This window comes from Actinomyces sp. Marseille-P3109 (assembly GCF_900323545.1).
Classification (GTDB): Bacteria; Actinomycetota; Actinomycetes; order Actinomycetales; family Actinomycetaceae; genus Actinomyces.
In genome coordinates, this window is record NZ_OOHN01000008.1 from 16,216 (window position 1) to 30,730 (window position 14,515).

12 protein-coding genes, 1 tRNA gene and 1 pseudogene are annotated in these 14,515 nt (G+C 61.2%); 5 read left to right on the forward strand and 9 right to left on the reverse strand.

Going from position 1 to position 14,515, the window contains the following annotated elements; all coding sequences use genetic code 11:
* Nucleotides 1-690: 690 nt before the first annotated feature.
* The 5 genes from BQ8008_RS13245 to BQ8008_RS13265 all read right to left on the reverse strand — a co-directional run bounded on the left by BQ8008_RS13245 (nt 691) and on the right by BQ8008_RS13265 (nt 4,856).
* Nucleotides 691-1,632 (reverse strand): hypothetical protein, encoded by a 942-nt coding sequence (locus BQ8008_RS13245; protein ID WP_159086751.1) that lies wholly within the window; start codon nt 1,630-1,632, stop codon nt 691-693.
* A gap of 3 nt (nt 1,633-1,635) precedes the next feature.
* Nucleotides 1,636-2,568, reverse strand: a complete 933-nt coding sequence (locus tag BQ8008_RS13250; RefSeq protein ID WP_159086752.1) for a hypothetical protein — start codon at nt 2,566-2,568, stop codon at nt 1,636-1,638.
* 555 nt (nt 2,569-3,123) lie between these two features.
* Nucleotides 3,124-4,116, reverse strand: coding sequence for an MvdC/MvdD family ATP grasp protein (locus BQ8008_RS13255; RefSeq protein WP_159086753.1), 993 nt, complete (start codon nt 4,114-4,116; stop codon nt 3,124-3,126).
* Complete coding sequence (locus tag BQ8008_RS13260) at nt 4,113-4,280, reverse strand: hypothetical protein (RefSeq protein ID WP_159086754.1); 168 nt, start codon at nt 4,278-4,280, stop codon at nt 4,113-4,115. The genes BQ8008_RS13255 and BQ8008_RS13260 overlap by 4 nt, the downstream gene beginning before the upstream one ends.
* A 135-nt stretch (nt 4,281-4,415) precedes the next feature.
* Nucleotides 4,416-4,856, reverse strand: a complete 441-nt coding sequence (locus BQ8008_RS13265; protein WP_159086755.1) for a hypothetical protein — start codon at nt 4,854-4,856, stop codon at nt 4,416-4,418.
* Between the two features lie 1,030 nt (nt 4,857-5,886).
* Between BQ8008_RS13265 and BQ8008_RS00295 the strand changes: the two are divergent.
* Nucleotides 5,887-6,888: pseudogene (locus BQ8008_RS00295) on the forward strand (recombinase family protein); the annotation flags it as partial.
* Nucleotides 6,889-7,053: 165 nt separating this feature from the next.
* Here the strand turns inward: BQ8008_RS00295 and BQ8008_RS13960 are convergent.
* Nucleotides 7,054-7,785 carry a hypothetical protein gene (locus BQ8008_RS13960; RefSeq protein ID WP_325048078.1) on the reverse strand — a complete coding sequence of 244 codons (732 nt, stop codon included), beginning with the start codon at nt 7,783-7,785 and terminating at the stop codon, nt 7,054-7,056.
* Between the two features lie 40 nt (nt 7,786-7,825).
* Nucleotides 7,826-7,902: transfer RNA gene (locus BQ8008_RS00300), tRNA-Lys, on the reverse strand.
* Nucleotides 7,903-8,181: 279 nt separating this feature from the next.
* On the opposite strand from BQ8008_RS00300, the gene BQ8008_RS00305 reads away from it, so the two are divergent.
* Nucleotides 8,182-8,844, forward strand: a complete 663-nt coding sequence (locus tag BQ8008_RS00305) for a hypothetical protein (protein WP_108832321.1) — start codon at nt 8,182-8,184, stop codon at nt 8,842-8,844.
* 507 nt (nt 8,845-9,351) lie between these two features.
* Here the strand turns inward: BQ8008_RS00305 and BQ8008_RS13520 are convergent.
* Together BQ8008_RS13520 and BQ8008_RS13525 are read right to left on the reverse strand one after the other, a co-directional pair.
* Nucleotides 9,352-9,561, reverse strand: coding sequence for a hypothetical protein (locus BQ8008_RS13520; protein ID WP_234415146.1), 210 nt, complete (start codon nt 9,559-9,561; stop codon nt 9,352-9,354).
* A gap of 49 nt (nt 9,562-9,610) precedes the next feature.
* A complete protein-coding gene (locus BQ8008_RS13525) occupies nt 9,611-9,769 on the reverse strand; it encodes a hypothetical protein (RefSeq protein WP_234415147.1) in 159 nt (52 codons plus the stop codon).
* On the opposite strand from BQ8008_RS13525, the gene BQ8008_RS00310 reads away from it, so the two are divergent.
* From BQ8008_RS00310 to pstS, 3 genes are all read left to right on the forward strand, one after another.
* On the forward strand, nt 9,699-12,146 hold the full coding sequence (locus tag BQ8008_RS00310; protein WP_442778204.1) for an RNA degradosome polyphosphate kinase: 2,448 nt from the start codon (nt 9,699-9,701) through the stop codon (nt 12,144-12,146). The genes BQ8008_RS13525 and BQ8008_RS00310 overlap by 71 nt on opposite strands.
* A 12-nt stretch (nt 12,147-12,158) precedes the next feature.
* Nucleotides 12,159-13,187 carry an NUDIX hydrolase gene (locus BQ8008_RS00315; protein WP_108832322.1) on the forward strand — a complete coding sequence of 343 codons (1,029 nt, stop codon included), beginning with the start codon at nt 12,159-12,161 and terminating at the stop codon, nt 13,185-13,187.
* A gap of 201 nt (nt 13,188-13,388) precedes the next feature.
* On the forward strand, nt 13,389-14,462 hold the full coding sequence (pstS, locus tag BQ8008_RS00320) for a phosphate ABC transporter substrate-binding protein PstS (RefSeq protein ID WP_108832323.1): 1,074 nt from the start codon (nt 13,389-13,391) through the stop codon (nt 14,460-14,462).
* Nucleotides 14,463-14,515 lie beyond the last annotated feature (53 nt).

Here is a 14,515-nt window from a genome sequence, read left to right on the forward strand (position 1 = left end):
GGGTGATGTCGAGGCCGTGGGAGCGGGAGCCGTCGCCTATGTAGAGCCAGGTGTCGCTGTCGTGTGGGTACTGGTAGCGCACTAGGGTGAGTTTGGTGGCGGTGGGGTGATGGTGGATGGTGGATGGTGGATGGTGCCAATCTCATTGGTGGTGCGTTCCAGGGCGATGCAGGGCATGAGGGCTGGGGTGGCTTCGTGGAGGTGGTCATCTGCCTTGTCTGGTGTGTCGGCGTTGTGGCTGATGCACCAGGCTGGGCAGGCGGTGGTTGGTGGTGTGTTGTTCTCATCGGTGTGGTCTGCTGGTGTTGCCATTGGTCTCCCCTTTCTTGGCCTTTGGTGTGTGGTGGGGCTGTTGGGGGGAGAGTGAAGCGGAGGGTGGGAGGAAGTGGGAGGGCGGATGGCTGAGGGAGAACGAGGAAGTAAGCTGGACTACACCCGCAACACATTGATGATTCAGATTCTTCAAAAAGGGGCGGGTCAGACTCAAACTGACCATGCCGACATCTGACGGCCTCATCTGTGAGTTACCCATCAGCTTTCATACGCTATCGCGTGACGGCGATTCAACGCCGCTTCGCCCCTCAATATGAAGATTAGCAGACTTTTAGGACAAACACAAACATGTGCGTTCCAAGTGTATATTAACTAGAAGGCGGTAGCCTCATTGTTTCAACAGCAAAGTAACTGTGACTACTCACCTTCCACAATTCTAATCCACTCTGTTGTTTCATCAGTAGTATTGCGCACTGCGATCAGCTTCCCACTCCGACTACCTGGATATACATCCACGCGACGCGTTGATCCATTTGCGAACATATGGGTGAGGGTGAAGCCATCTTTTAGCTGCTCGCGAGTAACCGCGTACGTCTTTGAGATCGCATGTGTTCCGATCTTCGATCTACTGCGATCGCGGCGCTTTATCTTCGGATCTTTAATCCCATGCCCTTCAAGCAACTTCCCAAGGAGCTTCCGGCAGCCGCCGCCCTTCTTTCCTGTGATCAGGTAGTTGTCAGTCGATAAATATACTCGGTGATAATACGATCCCTTGACATCATTGCCAAGTCTTCCTCGATTACTGCTCTGATGTCGAAGCCGCCTATCAAGAAGAAGGATGTGATCTTCTTTCATTAGTGACCACCCGCCAGAAGCCTCAGCCCGTTTTTGAACAGGACCAAACCACTCGCAAAAATCATGATAATCAAAACAGGCAAGCTTCCCATTGGCGAGCAAACAATAGGATCGACGATTATGATGCGCGATCATGACTTCTGTCGTTGAGCCTGAATAATTATTCTTCTCCCTCCCCTTACTAAGTTCATCCTCCAATTCCTCAAGAAAAACCCAGTATCCAATATTTTCTAAACAATACGAGGGTTTTGGTCGATCGCCCTGATCAGGAGAAAACAAATTTTGAAAGAACTGCGCTATTCCTCCTGAACTGCGATCAAGATGATTAACCTCCGCCATCTTATTATCCAGTTCATGTTGCTTCTCATCCGTGTATCCCATAGGTGAGATATCGTGATCGACGAGCAGCTTCGCCACTTTCTGCGCATACGAGGTCACCCACGCCATGTCGAGAGTGGATTCCTCGTAGTCTTTGGCTACCTGTTCCCAATCTACCTTTGCCATGATTTACTCCACGCCAATACGGATCAGTTCAACTTTGCCGCTTACACCATCGTAGGCCGGGATAATTTTACCTGGCTTGGTGCGCGGCGGAATCCGGACACTCGCCGATCGACCGTTCTCGAATGTGTGCTCAATTCGGCAACCGTGACGCAGCTGCTCGGCAGTCAACACGTATCGTCGCGATTCCTCATTACTGCTACGTACCCAAGCGCTTCGCACTGCCACCGATTTTCTCGCGCGGGCCAGCAGCTGGTTGAAGTACTTCTTGCAACCGCCACCTTTTTCCGCAACAATCAGGTCGTTGTCTGTCGAGAGACTTTCCCACTCGCTGTGCCAATATTCTTCTGTCACTGTATTATACGGCTCATCTACTTTTCCGGGCCGCACTTCGTGGTCAAGCAGTAAAATTTCTTCCTCACTCATCCACTCCCATCTACCTGATGCGGCGGCGTCAAAAACAATGTCCAAGTCCCGTCGCCGATGTTCACGAGCATCGAAGTACCAGAGGGATCCATCAGCGAGCAGTACGTACCTGGTCACGAAGTTGGCGTCCAGCGATTCAAGACGTGTTTTGTCGAGCCAGTCAATGTACTGCCGCCGCTGCCCCATGGTATGGGCCTTTATCTCGACAAGCGTCCAGTACCCAATGTGGGGAAGTTCTTCTTTTCTTGGTAGACTGCCTCCTGGCAGGCCAAACATCGTTCGAAGGAAATTTGGCCTGATCCTTGTGCGAGCACTTTCATTGTACTCGAGGCGATCAAATTCTGCTTGCCGTTTCTCCACCTCACGCTGTGTCTCATCCACATAGCCGTTGTACGGGATGTGGTGCTGCTTCAGGACAGCCGCCACGCTGCAGGCGATGTCTTGCAGAGCGGATAGGTCGAGGGTGGATGAATCGTAGTCGTTGACAGGATAGGTGCTGTCTGCGGCACACATGCCGGCTTACTCCTATTATCAAGAATAGCGGGTTAGTCTTTCAGATTAATGCCGACAAATGTGGTCAAGTGATCTACGCTTGAGCTATGTGTTATTCTGGCAGTCTACTAGCATGACTACCGGGAATTTTTATTCCTACTTACACTAATATCCAACGCCTCCCTTCTTTTGAGAATAGGGAACGGCTCCAATATATCACCCTGTTGATTGCTTCGGTATTGAGTCCCATGAATTTGATGCTTATTTTTCATTATCATACACCGATCGATCATTTGGTGTCGCAGCAAAGTGTCGAGAGCCTTTGAACGAAGGCCTATAGCGCATGCAGCCCTGATCTCATGTCTATTTCCACCATGATGCACCACTAAGCAAAGATCGCGAGTGGACGTTTTGTCGAACCGAAATCGTTTTAGCAACATTATCGCAAGAAATGCTCGCTTTTCCATACCCAAACTATCATATGTCATCTGCGCCATTCTGTCGCTTCTAACGAGCCTACGCTTCAACGCTCGAGCATTGTTCATGCTAGACTGTTTCATAATAATTTATATTAGCCTATTTACTTCCTGTGATCAACTCAGAGATTTGTCTTGCTAGCCGATCCGTGAATTTAAATTCATCAACAAATGCCTCAAGCCAGAGCCATGCCCCATTTGGATTGCTTTCCAGGAACCACTCCTGTCCGCGATTATCGACAATGAAATCACTCGCGGCGAAGTCTAATCTAAGCAACTTCATCATATGGGTAAGTTGCATACTTGTTGTAGAACTTAAACGCGTGGCCCAATACTTACATTCAGTTGCTGTCGCACGCCAATCTATTCTATTTGAATGAATGTCGCTTGACTTAATCGCGACAACATGGTGTTCACCGCGGAAAGAAGTAACACGGAGTTCATACTCTGGTTTAATGAGCCTTTGAAACTGTACCGGCACTGCAGCTATCTGCCCGGCGTTACGTATGTCAGCCGATGTAACTCTATTCGTGTAGACGAAAGTTTTCCCGATTTCACTTGCTTCCGTTGTGAGCACCGGACGACTTAGAGATTTCGCCACGGAGTCTTCGGTGCGCAACCAACTCTTAGAATCCTCAGGAGAATTAGAAATGAGTGTGTGTGGCGTTATGAGTCCAGATTTTGCCGCAAAGAGGTATTGTCGAATTTTGTTTGATGCAAGACGGGTTTCCCAGATCCCGTTAATCTTGTGAATCGGATTGATTACAGACAGTAGTCCTTCTATTGTTTGTTCGATTTCCCCTAGAGAGAACTCTTTATAGTCGGAACTCAAATGCTTTAGTCCTGGTTTTCCAAGTCTCCGGAACCACAGCACTTTTGGATGGCTGACGTCCCATTGGTTTCCAAAGCGATCACAAACCTTGGCGTCCACCACGCCGCCCTTTATATCAATTGAAACCTTACTGTTCTCTGGATATTGGTCAACGTCTAGACGGCAGGTGGACACTTTGCCGTCTAGACGTTGCAGTACGGCGTCAATATGTGGATCAACCGACGTGCCAACGATGAACAACTCCGCTTCGTTGCAGCTCATGTGTCGGCTTCTTCTGTGTCGGAACGCCACGTACCAGTGTCGTCGTTCTTTCCCATATCAGTAGAGCTATATGGGATATCGCGACCCAACTCTGCCCAGCGTGCAAGATACGGCACCTCTAGTTGCGTTTCGACAATTGGCTTTTCCAACAGTTCCTGTGTCATATTGTTCACCTCCTTTCGATGCTTGATGTAAGAGAATATGTTGTTATGACGTTATTTTTATTATGATACATTCTGGGTCACTCGATAATTTTCTGATCTTCGTGGTCTTAGGGGCGATATGTGCCGGTATTGTGCCTACTTGTCGGGCGTTTGTGAATCAGTTTCCTGCAATAGCCTTATAGTTTTCTCTGCCAGTTTATAGCTTGCACCACGCTTAATATCGAACTCGAATAGACGTTCGCGTGCAAGCGCACGCAAAAAAATTTCTCGGAACGATTCCCATATTGGGGTGACGGTAACGATACATATACCATCTTCATCTTCCTGGGATTCGAGATGAATCGCTCCTTTGCCGCGCAATCCCATTATGCGTGAAATGAAAATAGCGAATGTAGAATCGCCCGCATCTGATTGCGGCATGAGGTTGCCTCGCCGAAACGACTTGTAGATTGTGTATTCTACGTTACTGACGGACAGCTTACTCATAGTAACCGTTTGTGGTGCGCCGTCTGCCATGCTTGATCCTCTCTTGTAAGGAATCTGCAAACCTTGTGGGATTTGATGGCTGTCATCCATGGAGAAAGCAAAAGGCTTCTTTGCTCCTCGCGCTTAAAAATTTAGTACGCTCGGTTGAGAGGAGCAATATTATATAACCGAGAACACATTACTCTGATGTTGTGGATAATCGACAATGTGTTTTCGTTTGTACAAGTTCTTAGACTGTTAAGGGCTTGACATCGACGTGACATGGGAGTACTAGATTCGACATTCATATTGTTGACGCAACAACTCTTAGAACTTAGAGGCATGCGTTGACGGATCGTCGCTACTCTCGAGACTTCAGTGGCCCCTCTTCCTGAGACACCCCGCCAGACGCCCCGCCAGACGCATCGCTGCACTCAACCATTCACACCTTTCGGCGCTGTCTGGCGGCTTGCTGCTGCTTTGTGGCGGCGACTGATAGCCCCTCTTGGGCTCCCTCCTCTACTAGCTGCGCGGCCAGGTGCGACCACTGTTGCCTGGTGGCTTTGCCTCTGCCGGACTGGCAGCTGCCCTGGCTGGGTCGTTCGTGGTGCCTGCCGGTAGCGTATAGACAGGTATCGGTACTGTTCATGACGTCACTCGGTACCTCCGCTACCACGGTGCTCAACAGCCTCCCGTTCTTCAGTCACCCAGTGCCGCTTCGCTCTCCCTGCTGCTTGCTATCTCAGGTGCTGCTCTCACTTCGTCATCTGCCCCGGTAGCGCCGCCGGTGTTTGTTCCCCATCCCCAACATGCCACCGTCGCTCTGCGCGGGCAGTAGGTATGTAGGCGGGCCGCTCCAGTCCAGCCAGCAGCGCACCACACCCACGCCGTACTTCGCTCCTCCTCCCGTGTACTCCTCACCCCTGTGCCCCTTCACTTCGCCCAACTTCGCACTGGACTTTTTGTGCATTCTGAGCGTCAATGGAAAGAGACAGTCGGCTAGGCGTGGCTGGTATGTCTGGACAAATGGGTAAGCGAAAGGAGGATTGCGTGTATGAAGCCGGGAATGATGCAAGCTGGTGCGATGGGAGGTAGCACGGGAGTGGGTGCGATGGGTGCGGGAGCTGACCCGTTTGCGGCTATGGCGGCGCAGTTGACTCCTAAGCGGGCTGTCTCATACATCCGTGTCTCCACTCGGGAGCAGGCTCAACGTGGCGGGTCGGAGGAAGGCTTCTCCTTGCCGGCTCAGCGTGAAGCAAATAAACGCAAGGCTCAGTCGATGGGTGCACTGGTGGTTAAGGAGTTCGCTGACCGGGGTGAGTCGGCTCGTAGTGCGAACCGGCCTGAGCTGCAGAAGATGCTGGCCTACCTCAAAGAAGATGGTGGGATTGACTATGTCATCGTCCATAAGTTAGATAGGCTCGCTCGTAATAGAGCGGACGATGTGGAGATTAACCGGGCGTTCGAGGAGGCCGGCGTCCGGCTGGTCTCTACATCTGAGAACATCGACCAGACGCCTGGCGGGATGCTCCTACACGGCATCATGAGCTCCATCGCCGAGTTCTACTCCCGGAACCTCGCCAATGAGGTCATCAAGGGGATGGGCGAGAAAGCGAGGAACGGTGGGACGCTCGGCAAGGCGCCGCTGGGGTACCTCAACGTCTGTGCCAGAGACGAGAACGGGCGAGAGATCCGCACCATCGCTCTGGATGAGGAGCGGGCACCGCTGGTACGGCTGGCTTTCACGGAGTATGCGACAGGGCAGTGGACGGTGAGGGGGTTGGCGGAGCATTTGGCAGAGTTGGGGCTGACGACAGCGCCGTCGCCAGCGCGGCCAGCCAAGCCGATCACGGCGACCAGACTGCAGAACATTTTGCATCTGCCCTACTACAAAGGGGTTATCTCCTTTCAAGGGGTGGACTATGTAGGGGCACATGAGCCACTGGTAGACAGCCAGACGTGGCAAACCGTGCAGCAGGTGTTCGCTTCGCGGCGCACGGGTGAGCGGCAACGTACTCACAACCACTTCCTCAAGAGCACGGCGGTGTGTGGTGTGTGCGGAGCGCGGTTACTCGTCCAGCGAGCCAAGAACAGTAAGGGTGTGGTGTATCCGTACTTCGTCTGTGCCAGACGGCACCGGGTGCACGACTGCACCTTCAAGGCGGTGCTCATTGACGAGGTGGAGGAGTTGGTGGCAGCGCTGTACCAACGTATCCAGCTGACGACTGAGGATCGAGCCAAGGTGGAGTGCTATCTCCAGGGCGAGCTGGCGCAGATCGAAGGAGAGAAAGACAGAACGGTGCGCTCCCTAACCACCCGACGCACCAACACCGAAGACAAGCTCCGTAGGCTGCTGCACGCCCACTACGAAGGTGCTGTGCCACTGGACTTGCTCAAGGAAGAACAGGCCCAGCTGACGGCCGAGCTGGAGCGAATTGAGCGTCAACTTGACGCCTACCGAGCAGATGTGACGGCAACCCGACGCGTTATGGAGGCGGTGCTTGACCTCATGCAGGACTGCCACCGCCTCTACACGACGGCACCAGCCCACCTGAAGAAGCTGCTCAACCAGGTGTTCTTCGAGCGCATCTTGGTTAATCCGCGCGTTGATGACGACGGCGCGGTTATCATGCCAGGCACATCGCCCTCGCAAAGCGATAGCAGCAATGCAGCAGATGATGTGAGCCAGGTGAGCGACCAAGCAGAGCGGCAGCATACTGACGTCACCAGTCCGTGTATGAGTGATGAACTGGCTGCATGGAGTGTGCCCGAGGATGGTGGCGACGATGATATGACGACGGAGCGTGCTGCGATGGTGTGCTCGCCGCCGCCTCTTCCGCGAATGACAAGCGGCAACAACGGGACAACCCTGACTGCTTGTCTCCGCTTCCCCTTCACCTATCTGGCCAGCCCTGCTCTCCGGAGAGCCGCCGAGCGAGATGCCATCCGGCTCAACAAGCAAAAAACTGGCGCGCAGCCGCACCAGCAAAACACACCCATCCCCGCCAACAAGCACAGCCCTCGCCATAACCTGCCCCATGAGGCCGTTCCGCTTGGCTGTTGTTCGTATACGAGAGTATTGGTACCCCCTGTGGGGCTCGAACCCACGACCTTCGGATTAAAAGTCCGCAGCTCTGACCAACTGAGCTAAGGGGGCGCACCGACGGCCGGAAGCAGAGTCCAGACGCCGTCGGCAGGGGTCAGCATAACCGCACAACCGACCGCCGTGTCGAACTCGCCGCGCCACCGGCCGCCACGATCCTGATAGCCGCGGTCACCTGGCTCCGCCAACGAACCTGTCGCCGCCAGCCATCGAGCCTGCCCGACCGCCTCCGCCCTCGGCCGGAAGTGAACCGGTGGTGGAGGGACTCCCCGCACGCGAGACAATGGGGCCGCGCGTCGTCGCCGGCGCGCCCGCACCGCGTGAGGAGTCCCCATGGCCCGCCAGTTCCACCGCCCCGCCCGGCTCGACCCCGAGGCCGCCGAGCAGATCGAGGGCAGCACCGACACCGCCGTCGCCTCCGAGCTCGCCCACCGCGCCGCCCAGGCCCTCATCGGCGGCTTCCCCGGCACCGACAGCGACGACGACCCCATCACCCGCTCCGGCGTCATCTCCGCGGTCGCCACCAACGGCGTCGACGACATCGCCGAGCTGTGGGCCGACTCCCCGGCCACCACCCTGCCCGGCACTCTGTGGCGCCTGTTCCTCGTGCGCGAGTGGATCCGCCGCGACCCCGAGCTCGTCGCCCGCCGCTACGCCACCGTCGTCGACCTCACCGGTGCCGACACCGCCGCCACCGCTCGCCTCGAGGCCGCCCTCGGCGAGGCGCGCGCCGTGCCCGCTCCCGCCGACCTGCGTGAGCGCCTCGATGCCGTCCTGGCCGGCGGCGTCGAGGACTCCGTCACCGAGATCGCCCCGCTGCTCACCGCCACCGCCGACTTCCTGCGCGCCCTGGCGGCCGGCTCCAACCCCGTGTGGATCGAGGACGACACCGACGAGCTCGCCGACCGCGTCACCCGCCGAGACTCCGCCCTCCTGGCCACCGCCGACGAGCTCACCGACTCCGCCCGCCGCGCCGCCGCAGGCCTCCTCGACTGAGAGGGCCTTGCGAGCGCCGCCCGAGCGCGGGATGTCCAAATCGGTGACAGAGGCCCGAGGCGAGCGTGCGTCGACGGAACGAAGCCCCATGATTCCGCGGTTCTGTCAGTGGCCTGATCGGGCCGCAGGCGCCTTTGTGTCCGATTTGGACACGACTGGAACCATTGGCGAGATCATGCTCGGTGCGCCGTGCAGCCCCTGCGTCATTCGCGACTCCTGCGCAGGAGAGTCGTGTAGCTGCCCGAATGGCTACTGCACGAAGGGTGGATCGCAATGGGGGACGGGGAGGTGCACTGCACGCGAGGTGGGAGCTCGTGCAGTGGGGCCAAGGTTCAGCCAGCGCATCCCGAGGTTCGTGCAGTAGCGGTGCCGCCCTACACGTTCGCCGAACTGGAGCGGATCATCGCCCCACAAGGCCGCCCGGACGTGGGACCATGTGGCCATGACCAACGACGCGCCCCATTCCGCCCCCACGCCGCTCTCCCGCTTCCTGGGCGGGTGGATGCGTCACCCGAGCCCCCAGGAGCCCGAGCAGCCGGCCGACGACGTCGAGGCGACTGAGGCGGCCCAGTCGGCGGTCTCGCCCGAGGCCACGGGCCCCGGCGAGCCTGCAGTATCCGCCGAGGTCGCCGAGCCCGAAACCCAGGGGGAGTCCGACGGCGTCCCCGTCTCTCCCGACGGGTCGCCCACCGACGACGAGAGCCCCGAGGGGCGCAAGGCCGCAGGGCGCCTCGAGAAGCCTGACGACTCAGCCCGCTCGACCGACTCACATGACTCTGACGACTCCGAGGGTATCGAGGAGTCCGGCGAGGAGGAGCACATCATCGAGGTCGCCGACCCGCGCGACTTCGCCGATGACTCCGGCCCCCAGTACGAGGACGAGGACTTCGACGACATCGTCGACGGTGAGGCCGCCCCGGCCCATCGCACCCTCCTCCATCACCTCCGCCAGCTCGCAGTCGGCCCCCTCCGCGGCCGAGGCGCTGGCGACGCCGTCGACCGCGGCACCGGGGGAGCGGGGCACCTTCGTCCCCGGCAGTGCCGCCAGCTCGGGCCACGCCGTGAGCCCGGCCAGCGCCGCCTCCTCAGGCTCCTCTCTCAGTTCGGCCAGCGCCGCCGCCGCCGACGACGCCGACGCCGCGGCCTCGGCCGCCTCCGCCGACACTGCCCGGGTCGACCCCGAGAACCTCCTGCCGCCCCTGGAGTCCTTCACCAACCGCTTCATCGACCGGGAGCTCACCTGGCTGGACTTCAACGAGCGCGTCCTGGAGCAGGCCGAGGACCGTACCCTGCCCCTGCTGGAGCGCGCCTGGTTCCTGGCGATCTTCTCCTCCAACCTGGATGAGTTCTACATGGTGCGCGTCGCCGGGCTCATGCGCCGCATCAAGGCCGGCATCACCCCGGTGCGCGCCTCCGGCCTGGACGCCAATCAGGTCCTGGCCCAGGTCACCACCCGCGCCAAGGAACTCACCGCCCGCCAGGCCGCCCTCTTCCAGGAGGACATCCGCCCCGCGCTGGCTGAGCACAACGTGGACATCCTGGGCTGGGACGAGCTCAACTCCGACCAGCAGGAGCGCTTGACCCGCTACTTCCGCCACCAGATCTACCCGGTCCTCACCCCGCTGGCGGTCGACCCCTCCCACCCCTTCCCCTACATCTCGGGACTGTCCCTCAACCTCGCCGTCATCCTGCGCAACCCGCGCAGCGGCAAGGAGCACTTCGCCCGCATCAAGGTCCCCGACTCCCTGCCGCGCCTGGTTCAGGTCCCCGGCCGCGAGCTCGACGCCGCGGACAAGGCCGCCGGCTGCGCCGTCATCCCCCTCGAGGTCGTCATCGGCCAGCACCTCGACCACCTCTTCCCGGGCATGGACATCCTGGAGCACCACCTCTTCCGGGTCACTCGCAACGAGGACCTCGAGGTTGAGGAGGACGACGCCGAGAACCTCCTCAAGGCCATGGAGAAGGAGCTCGAGCGGCGCCGCTTCGGCGACTGCGTGCGCCTGGAGGTGGAGGACACCATCTCCTCCTTCACCCGCCGCTACCTGGTGCGCGCCCTGGGTCTCAAGGCCGACGACGTCTTCGAGCTCCCCGCGCCCCTGGACCTGACCTGCCTCAACCAGCTCCACGACCTGGACATCCCCGACCTGAAGTACCCGCGCTTCGTGCCGGTGACGGCCGCGGGCCTGGCCGCCTACGAGTCCTCCTCCGCGCCGGACGTCTTCGCCGCCATGCGCGAGCACGACGTCCTCCTGCACCACCCCTACGACTCCTTCTCCACCTCCGTCCAGGAGTTCGTGGCCCAGGCCGCCGCCGACCCCAAGGTTCTGGCCATCAAGCAGACCCTCTACCGCACCTCCGGTGACTCCCCGATCGTGGACGCCCTCATCGAGGCCGCCGAGGCCGGCAAGCAGGTGGTCGCCATCGTGGAGATCAAGGCCCGCTTCGACGAGGAGGCCAACATCTCCTGGGCCCGTAAGCTCGAGCGCGCCGGCGTCCACGTCGTCTACGGCATGGTCGGCCTCAAAACGCACTGCAAGCTGCTGCTGGTGGTGCGCCAGGAGTCCGACGGCCTGCGCCGCTACTGCCACGTCGGCACCGGCAACTACCACCCCAAGACCGCCCGCGGCTATGAGGACTTAGGGCTTCTGACCTGCGACCGCGACGTCGCCCAGGACCTGACCACCCTGTTCAACCAGCTCTCCGGCTATGCCCCGCGCGCCCGCTTCCGCCGCCTGCTCGTGGCGCCCCGGGGCCTGCGCGACGGGCTCGTCGAGCACATCGAGCAGGAGATCGTCAACCACAGGGCCGGCCTGCCCGCCTGGATCCGCATCAAGGTCAACTCCATCGTCGACGAGACCGTCATCGATGCTCTCTACCGGGCCTCTCGGGCCGGGGTGCCGGTCGATATCGTCGTGCGCGGCATCTGCGGCCTGCGCGCCGGCGTCGAGGGCCTCAGCGAGAACATCCGAGTGCGCTCCATCCTGGGGCGCTTCCTGGAGCACTCGCGCATCTACGCCTTCGCCGGCGGAGGTCGGACCGCGCTGTTCATCGGCTCGGCCGACCTCATGCACCGCAACCTCGACCGTCGTGTCGAGGCCCTGGTGCGCATCACCGACCCCGCCATGGTCGAGGACCTCGAGTGGCTGGTCACCCACTGCGCCTCTGACGACGTCTCCTCCTGGCACCTCCAGCCCGACGGCTCCTGGGAGCGTCACCTCGTCGACGCTGAGGGCAATCGCCTCGAGGACATCCAGACCAGTCTCATGGCCAGGGCGCGCTCGCGCGTCAAGGGCCGTCACTGAGACGGCCGTGCCATGAGCCCGTCCAGCAAGAAGAACGGCTCGCGCGGGACCGAGCGGGCCGCCGGCGCCTTCGTGTGGCGCGAGAACGGTAAGCACCTCGAGGTGCTCCTGGTCCACCGCCCCCGCTACGACGACTGGTCCATTCCCAAGGGCAAGGTCGAGCCCTGCGAGTCCGTGCGCACCTGTGCCGTGCGCGAGGTCGCCGAGGAGACCGGCGTGCAGATCATCCTGGGCCAGCCCCTCAGCCGCGTGCGCTACAAGATCGCTGACGGCTCCAGCAAGGAGGTCCACTACTGGGCCGCCCGCGTCGCCCCCGACTCCTCGGCCGCCGTCGCCGCCCGTGTCGCCGTCACGCCCGCCTCCGTCAAGGAGATCGACGCCGCCGAGTGGCTGCGCGTGGGCCAGGCGCGCAAGCGCCTGACCTACTCCTATGACCGCGACCTGCTCGGCGAGCTCGTCGACCTGTGGGAGGACGGCAAGCTCGACACCTGGACCCTGGTCCTCGTGCGCCACGGCCGCGCCGTCAAGCGCTCGGTGTGGAACCGTCCAAAGAAACGGAACAAGGAGGCCGACGAGGCCACCCGGCCCCTGACCCACGACCAGGGCGAGACCCGGGCCCGCGCCCTCGTGCCGATCCTGGCCGCCTACGGGGTGGGCCGCGTCATCACCAGCCCCTGGAAGCGCTGCGTCGACACGGTCGCCCCCTACGCCAAAGCCGCGGGCCTGACCCTGGAGACGGCAGGGGCCCTGACCGAGATGGCCCACGCCGAGAGCCCCAAGGGCGTGCGCTCCGTGGTCAAGAAGGTCCTGAGCGTGCGCGAGGAGCCGACGGCGCTGTGCACCCACCGCCCCGTCCTGCCCACCATCATGGACGTCGTCTCCCAGTACGCCCCCGGAAAGCTCCTGCGCTCCGTGCCCGACCGGGACCCCTGGCTCAAGACCGGGGAGATCCTCGTGGTCCACATGGCCCGCCGCCCCCGCGGCAAGATCCGCGCCGTCGCCATCGAGAAGCAGCGCCCGGTCCTGTCCGAGGGGCGCTGACCGGGCGGCTGATCGGCCCGCTGAGCCCGCGCGGAATCTCACCGGCTCCGACGCCGTCGGAACCCGGTGGTGGTCCTCACAGAGGGTGTTCACCGTCTGTTTACCGAGGTCACCCGGAACCTTCATCCGGGGCGCCTATCGTGACCGTTGCCTGACACTCGCCCGGCATCCGACTGAACCCCGACTCAGCGAGGAGAGCCTGTGCTCCTGACCCGTCGCAGCGCCCTGGGTGCCCTGAGCGCGGCCGCCCTGACCGCGCTGGCCGCCTGCGGGCGTGACGCCGGCCCCGCCGACCCCAACGCCTCCAGCGACCTGAAGGGGGACATCCGCGGCGCGGGAGCCACCTCCCAGTCCGACGCGCAGGACGCCTGGATGAACGCCTTCATGAGTGCCAACCTGCGCGCCACCGTCGACTACGCCGGCGGCGGCTCCGGGGCCGGACGCACCAAGCTCGTCGAGGGCGCCGTCGACTTCGCCGGTACCGACACCCCCATGACCACCGACGAGATCGACAAGGTCGGAGGCGTCGTCGAGCTGCCCCTCTACATCTCCCCGATCGCCGTGGCCTACAACCTTCCCGGCTTCACCGGCGAGTCCCACGTCAACATGACCGGTGAGGTCCTCGCCCGGGTCCTCTCCGGCGCCATCACCCGCTGGAACGACCCCGCTCTGGCCGCCCTCAACCCCGGAGCCGCGCTGCCGGACCAGCGGATCATCGTCGTCGGCCGCTCCGACGACTCCGGCACCACCAAGGCCCTGACCACCTACCTGGCCACCATCGCCCCCGAGGTGTGGACCCACAAACCCGAGGAGACCTGGCCGCTGCGCGGCGGCCAGTCCGGCGACGGCACCGCCGGCATGATCCAGACCGTCTCCGCGGCCACCGGCACCATCGGCTACGCCGACGCCTCCAAGGTCCCGGCCACCCTGGGAACCGTCGCCGTCGGCAGCAACGGGGCCTACGTGCCCGTCTCCGCCGACGCCGCAGCCGCCGCCCTCGACGCCGCCACCCTGGGCGCCGAGGCCGACGAGACCCGCCTGCTCTACAACCCCAGCCACGACGCCGACGGCGCCTACCCCATCGTCCTGGTCTCCTACCTCGCCGCCCGCCTGCGCTACGACGACGCCGGGATCGCCGCCGTCGTCAAGGCCTACCTGCGCTTCGCGGCCTCCACCAAGGGGCAGGACACCTCGTCCAAGGCCACCGGCTGCGCCCCCATCACCCGCGAGATGCGCGAGAAGATCAATACCGCCATCGACAAGATCGCCGCCTGAGACCACCGGCCCGCAACGACGTCATGTCCACTGACAACCCAGCCGCCCAGCCG

Bases quoted from the DNA above. Each gene is read 5' to 3' on its own strand.
- BQ8008_RS13250 (WP_159086752.1), bottom strand. From the start codon at position 2,568: ATGTGTGCCGCAGACAGCACCTATCCTGTCAACGACTACGATTCATCC.
- BQ8008_RS13525 (WP_234415147.1), bottom strand. From the start codon at position 9,769: ATGGGCCGGGGCGGCCTCACCGTCGACGATGTCGTCGAAGTCCTCGTC.
- BQ8008_RS13260 (WP_159086754.1), bottom strand. From the start codon at position 4,280: ATGACACAGGAACTGTTGGAAAAGCCAATTGTCGAAACGCAACTAGAG.
- BQ8008_RS13245 (WP_159086751.1), bottom strand. From the start codon at position 1,632: ATGGCAAAGGTAGATTGGGAACAGGTAGCCAAAGACTACGAGGAATCC.
- BQ8008_RS00305 (WP_108832321.1), top strand. From the start codon at position 8,182: ATGGCCCGCCAGTTCCACCGCCCCGCCCGGCTCGACCCCGAGGCCGCC.
- BQ8008_RS13255 (WP_159086753.1), bottom strand. From the start codon at position 4,116: ATGAGCTGCAACGAAGCGGAGTTGTTCATCGTTGGCACGTCGGTTGAT.
- BQ8008_RS13265 (WP_159086755.1), bottom strand. From the start codon at position 4,856: ATGGATGACAGCCATCAAATCCCACAAGGTTTGCAGATTCCTTACAAG.
- BQ8008_RS13960 (WP_325048078.1), bottom strand. From the start codon at position 7,785: ATGGGGCAGGTTATGGCGAGGGCTGTGCTTGTTGGCGGGGATGGGTGT.
- BQ8008_RS00310 (WP_442778204.1), top strand. From the start codon at position 9,699: ATGACTCCGGCCCCCAGTACGAGGACGAGGACTTCGACGACATCGTCG.
- BQ8008_RS00315 (WP_108832322.1), top strand. From the start codon at position 12,159: ATGAGCCCGTCCAGCAAGAAGAACGGCTCGCGCGGGACCGAGCGGGCC.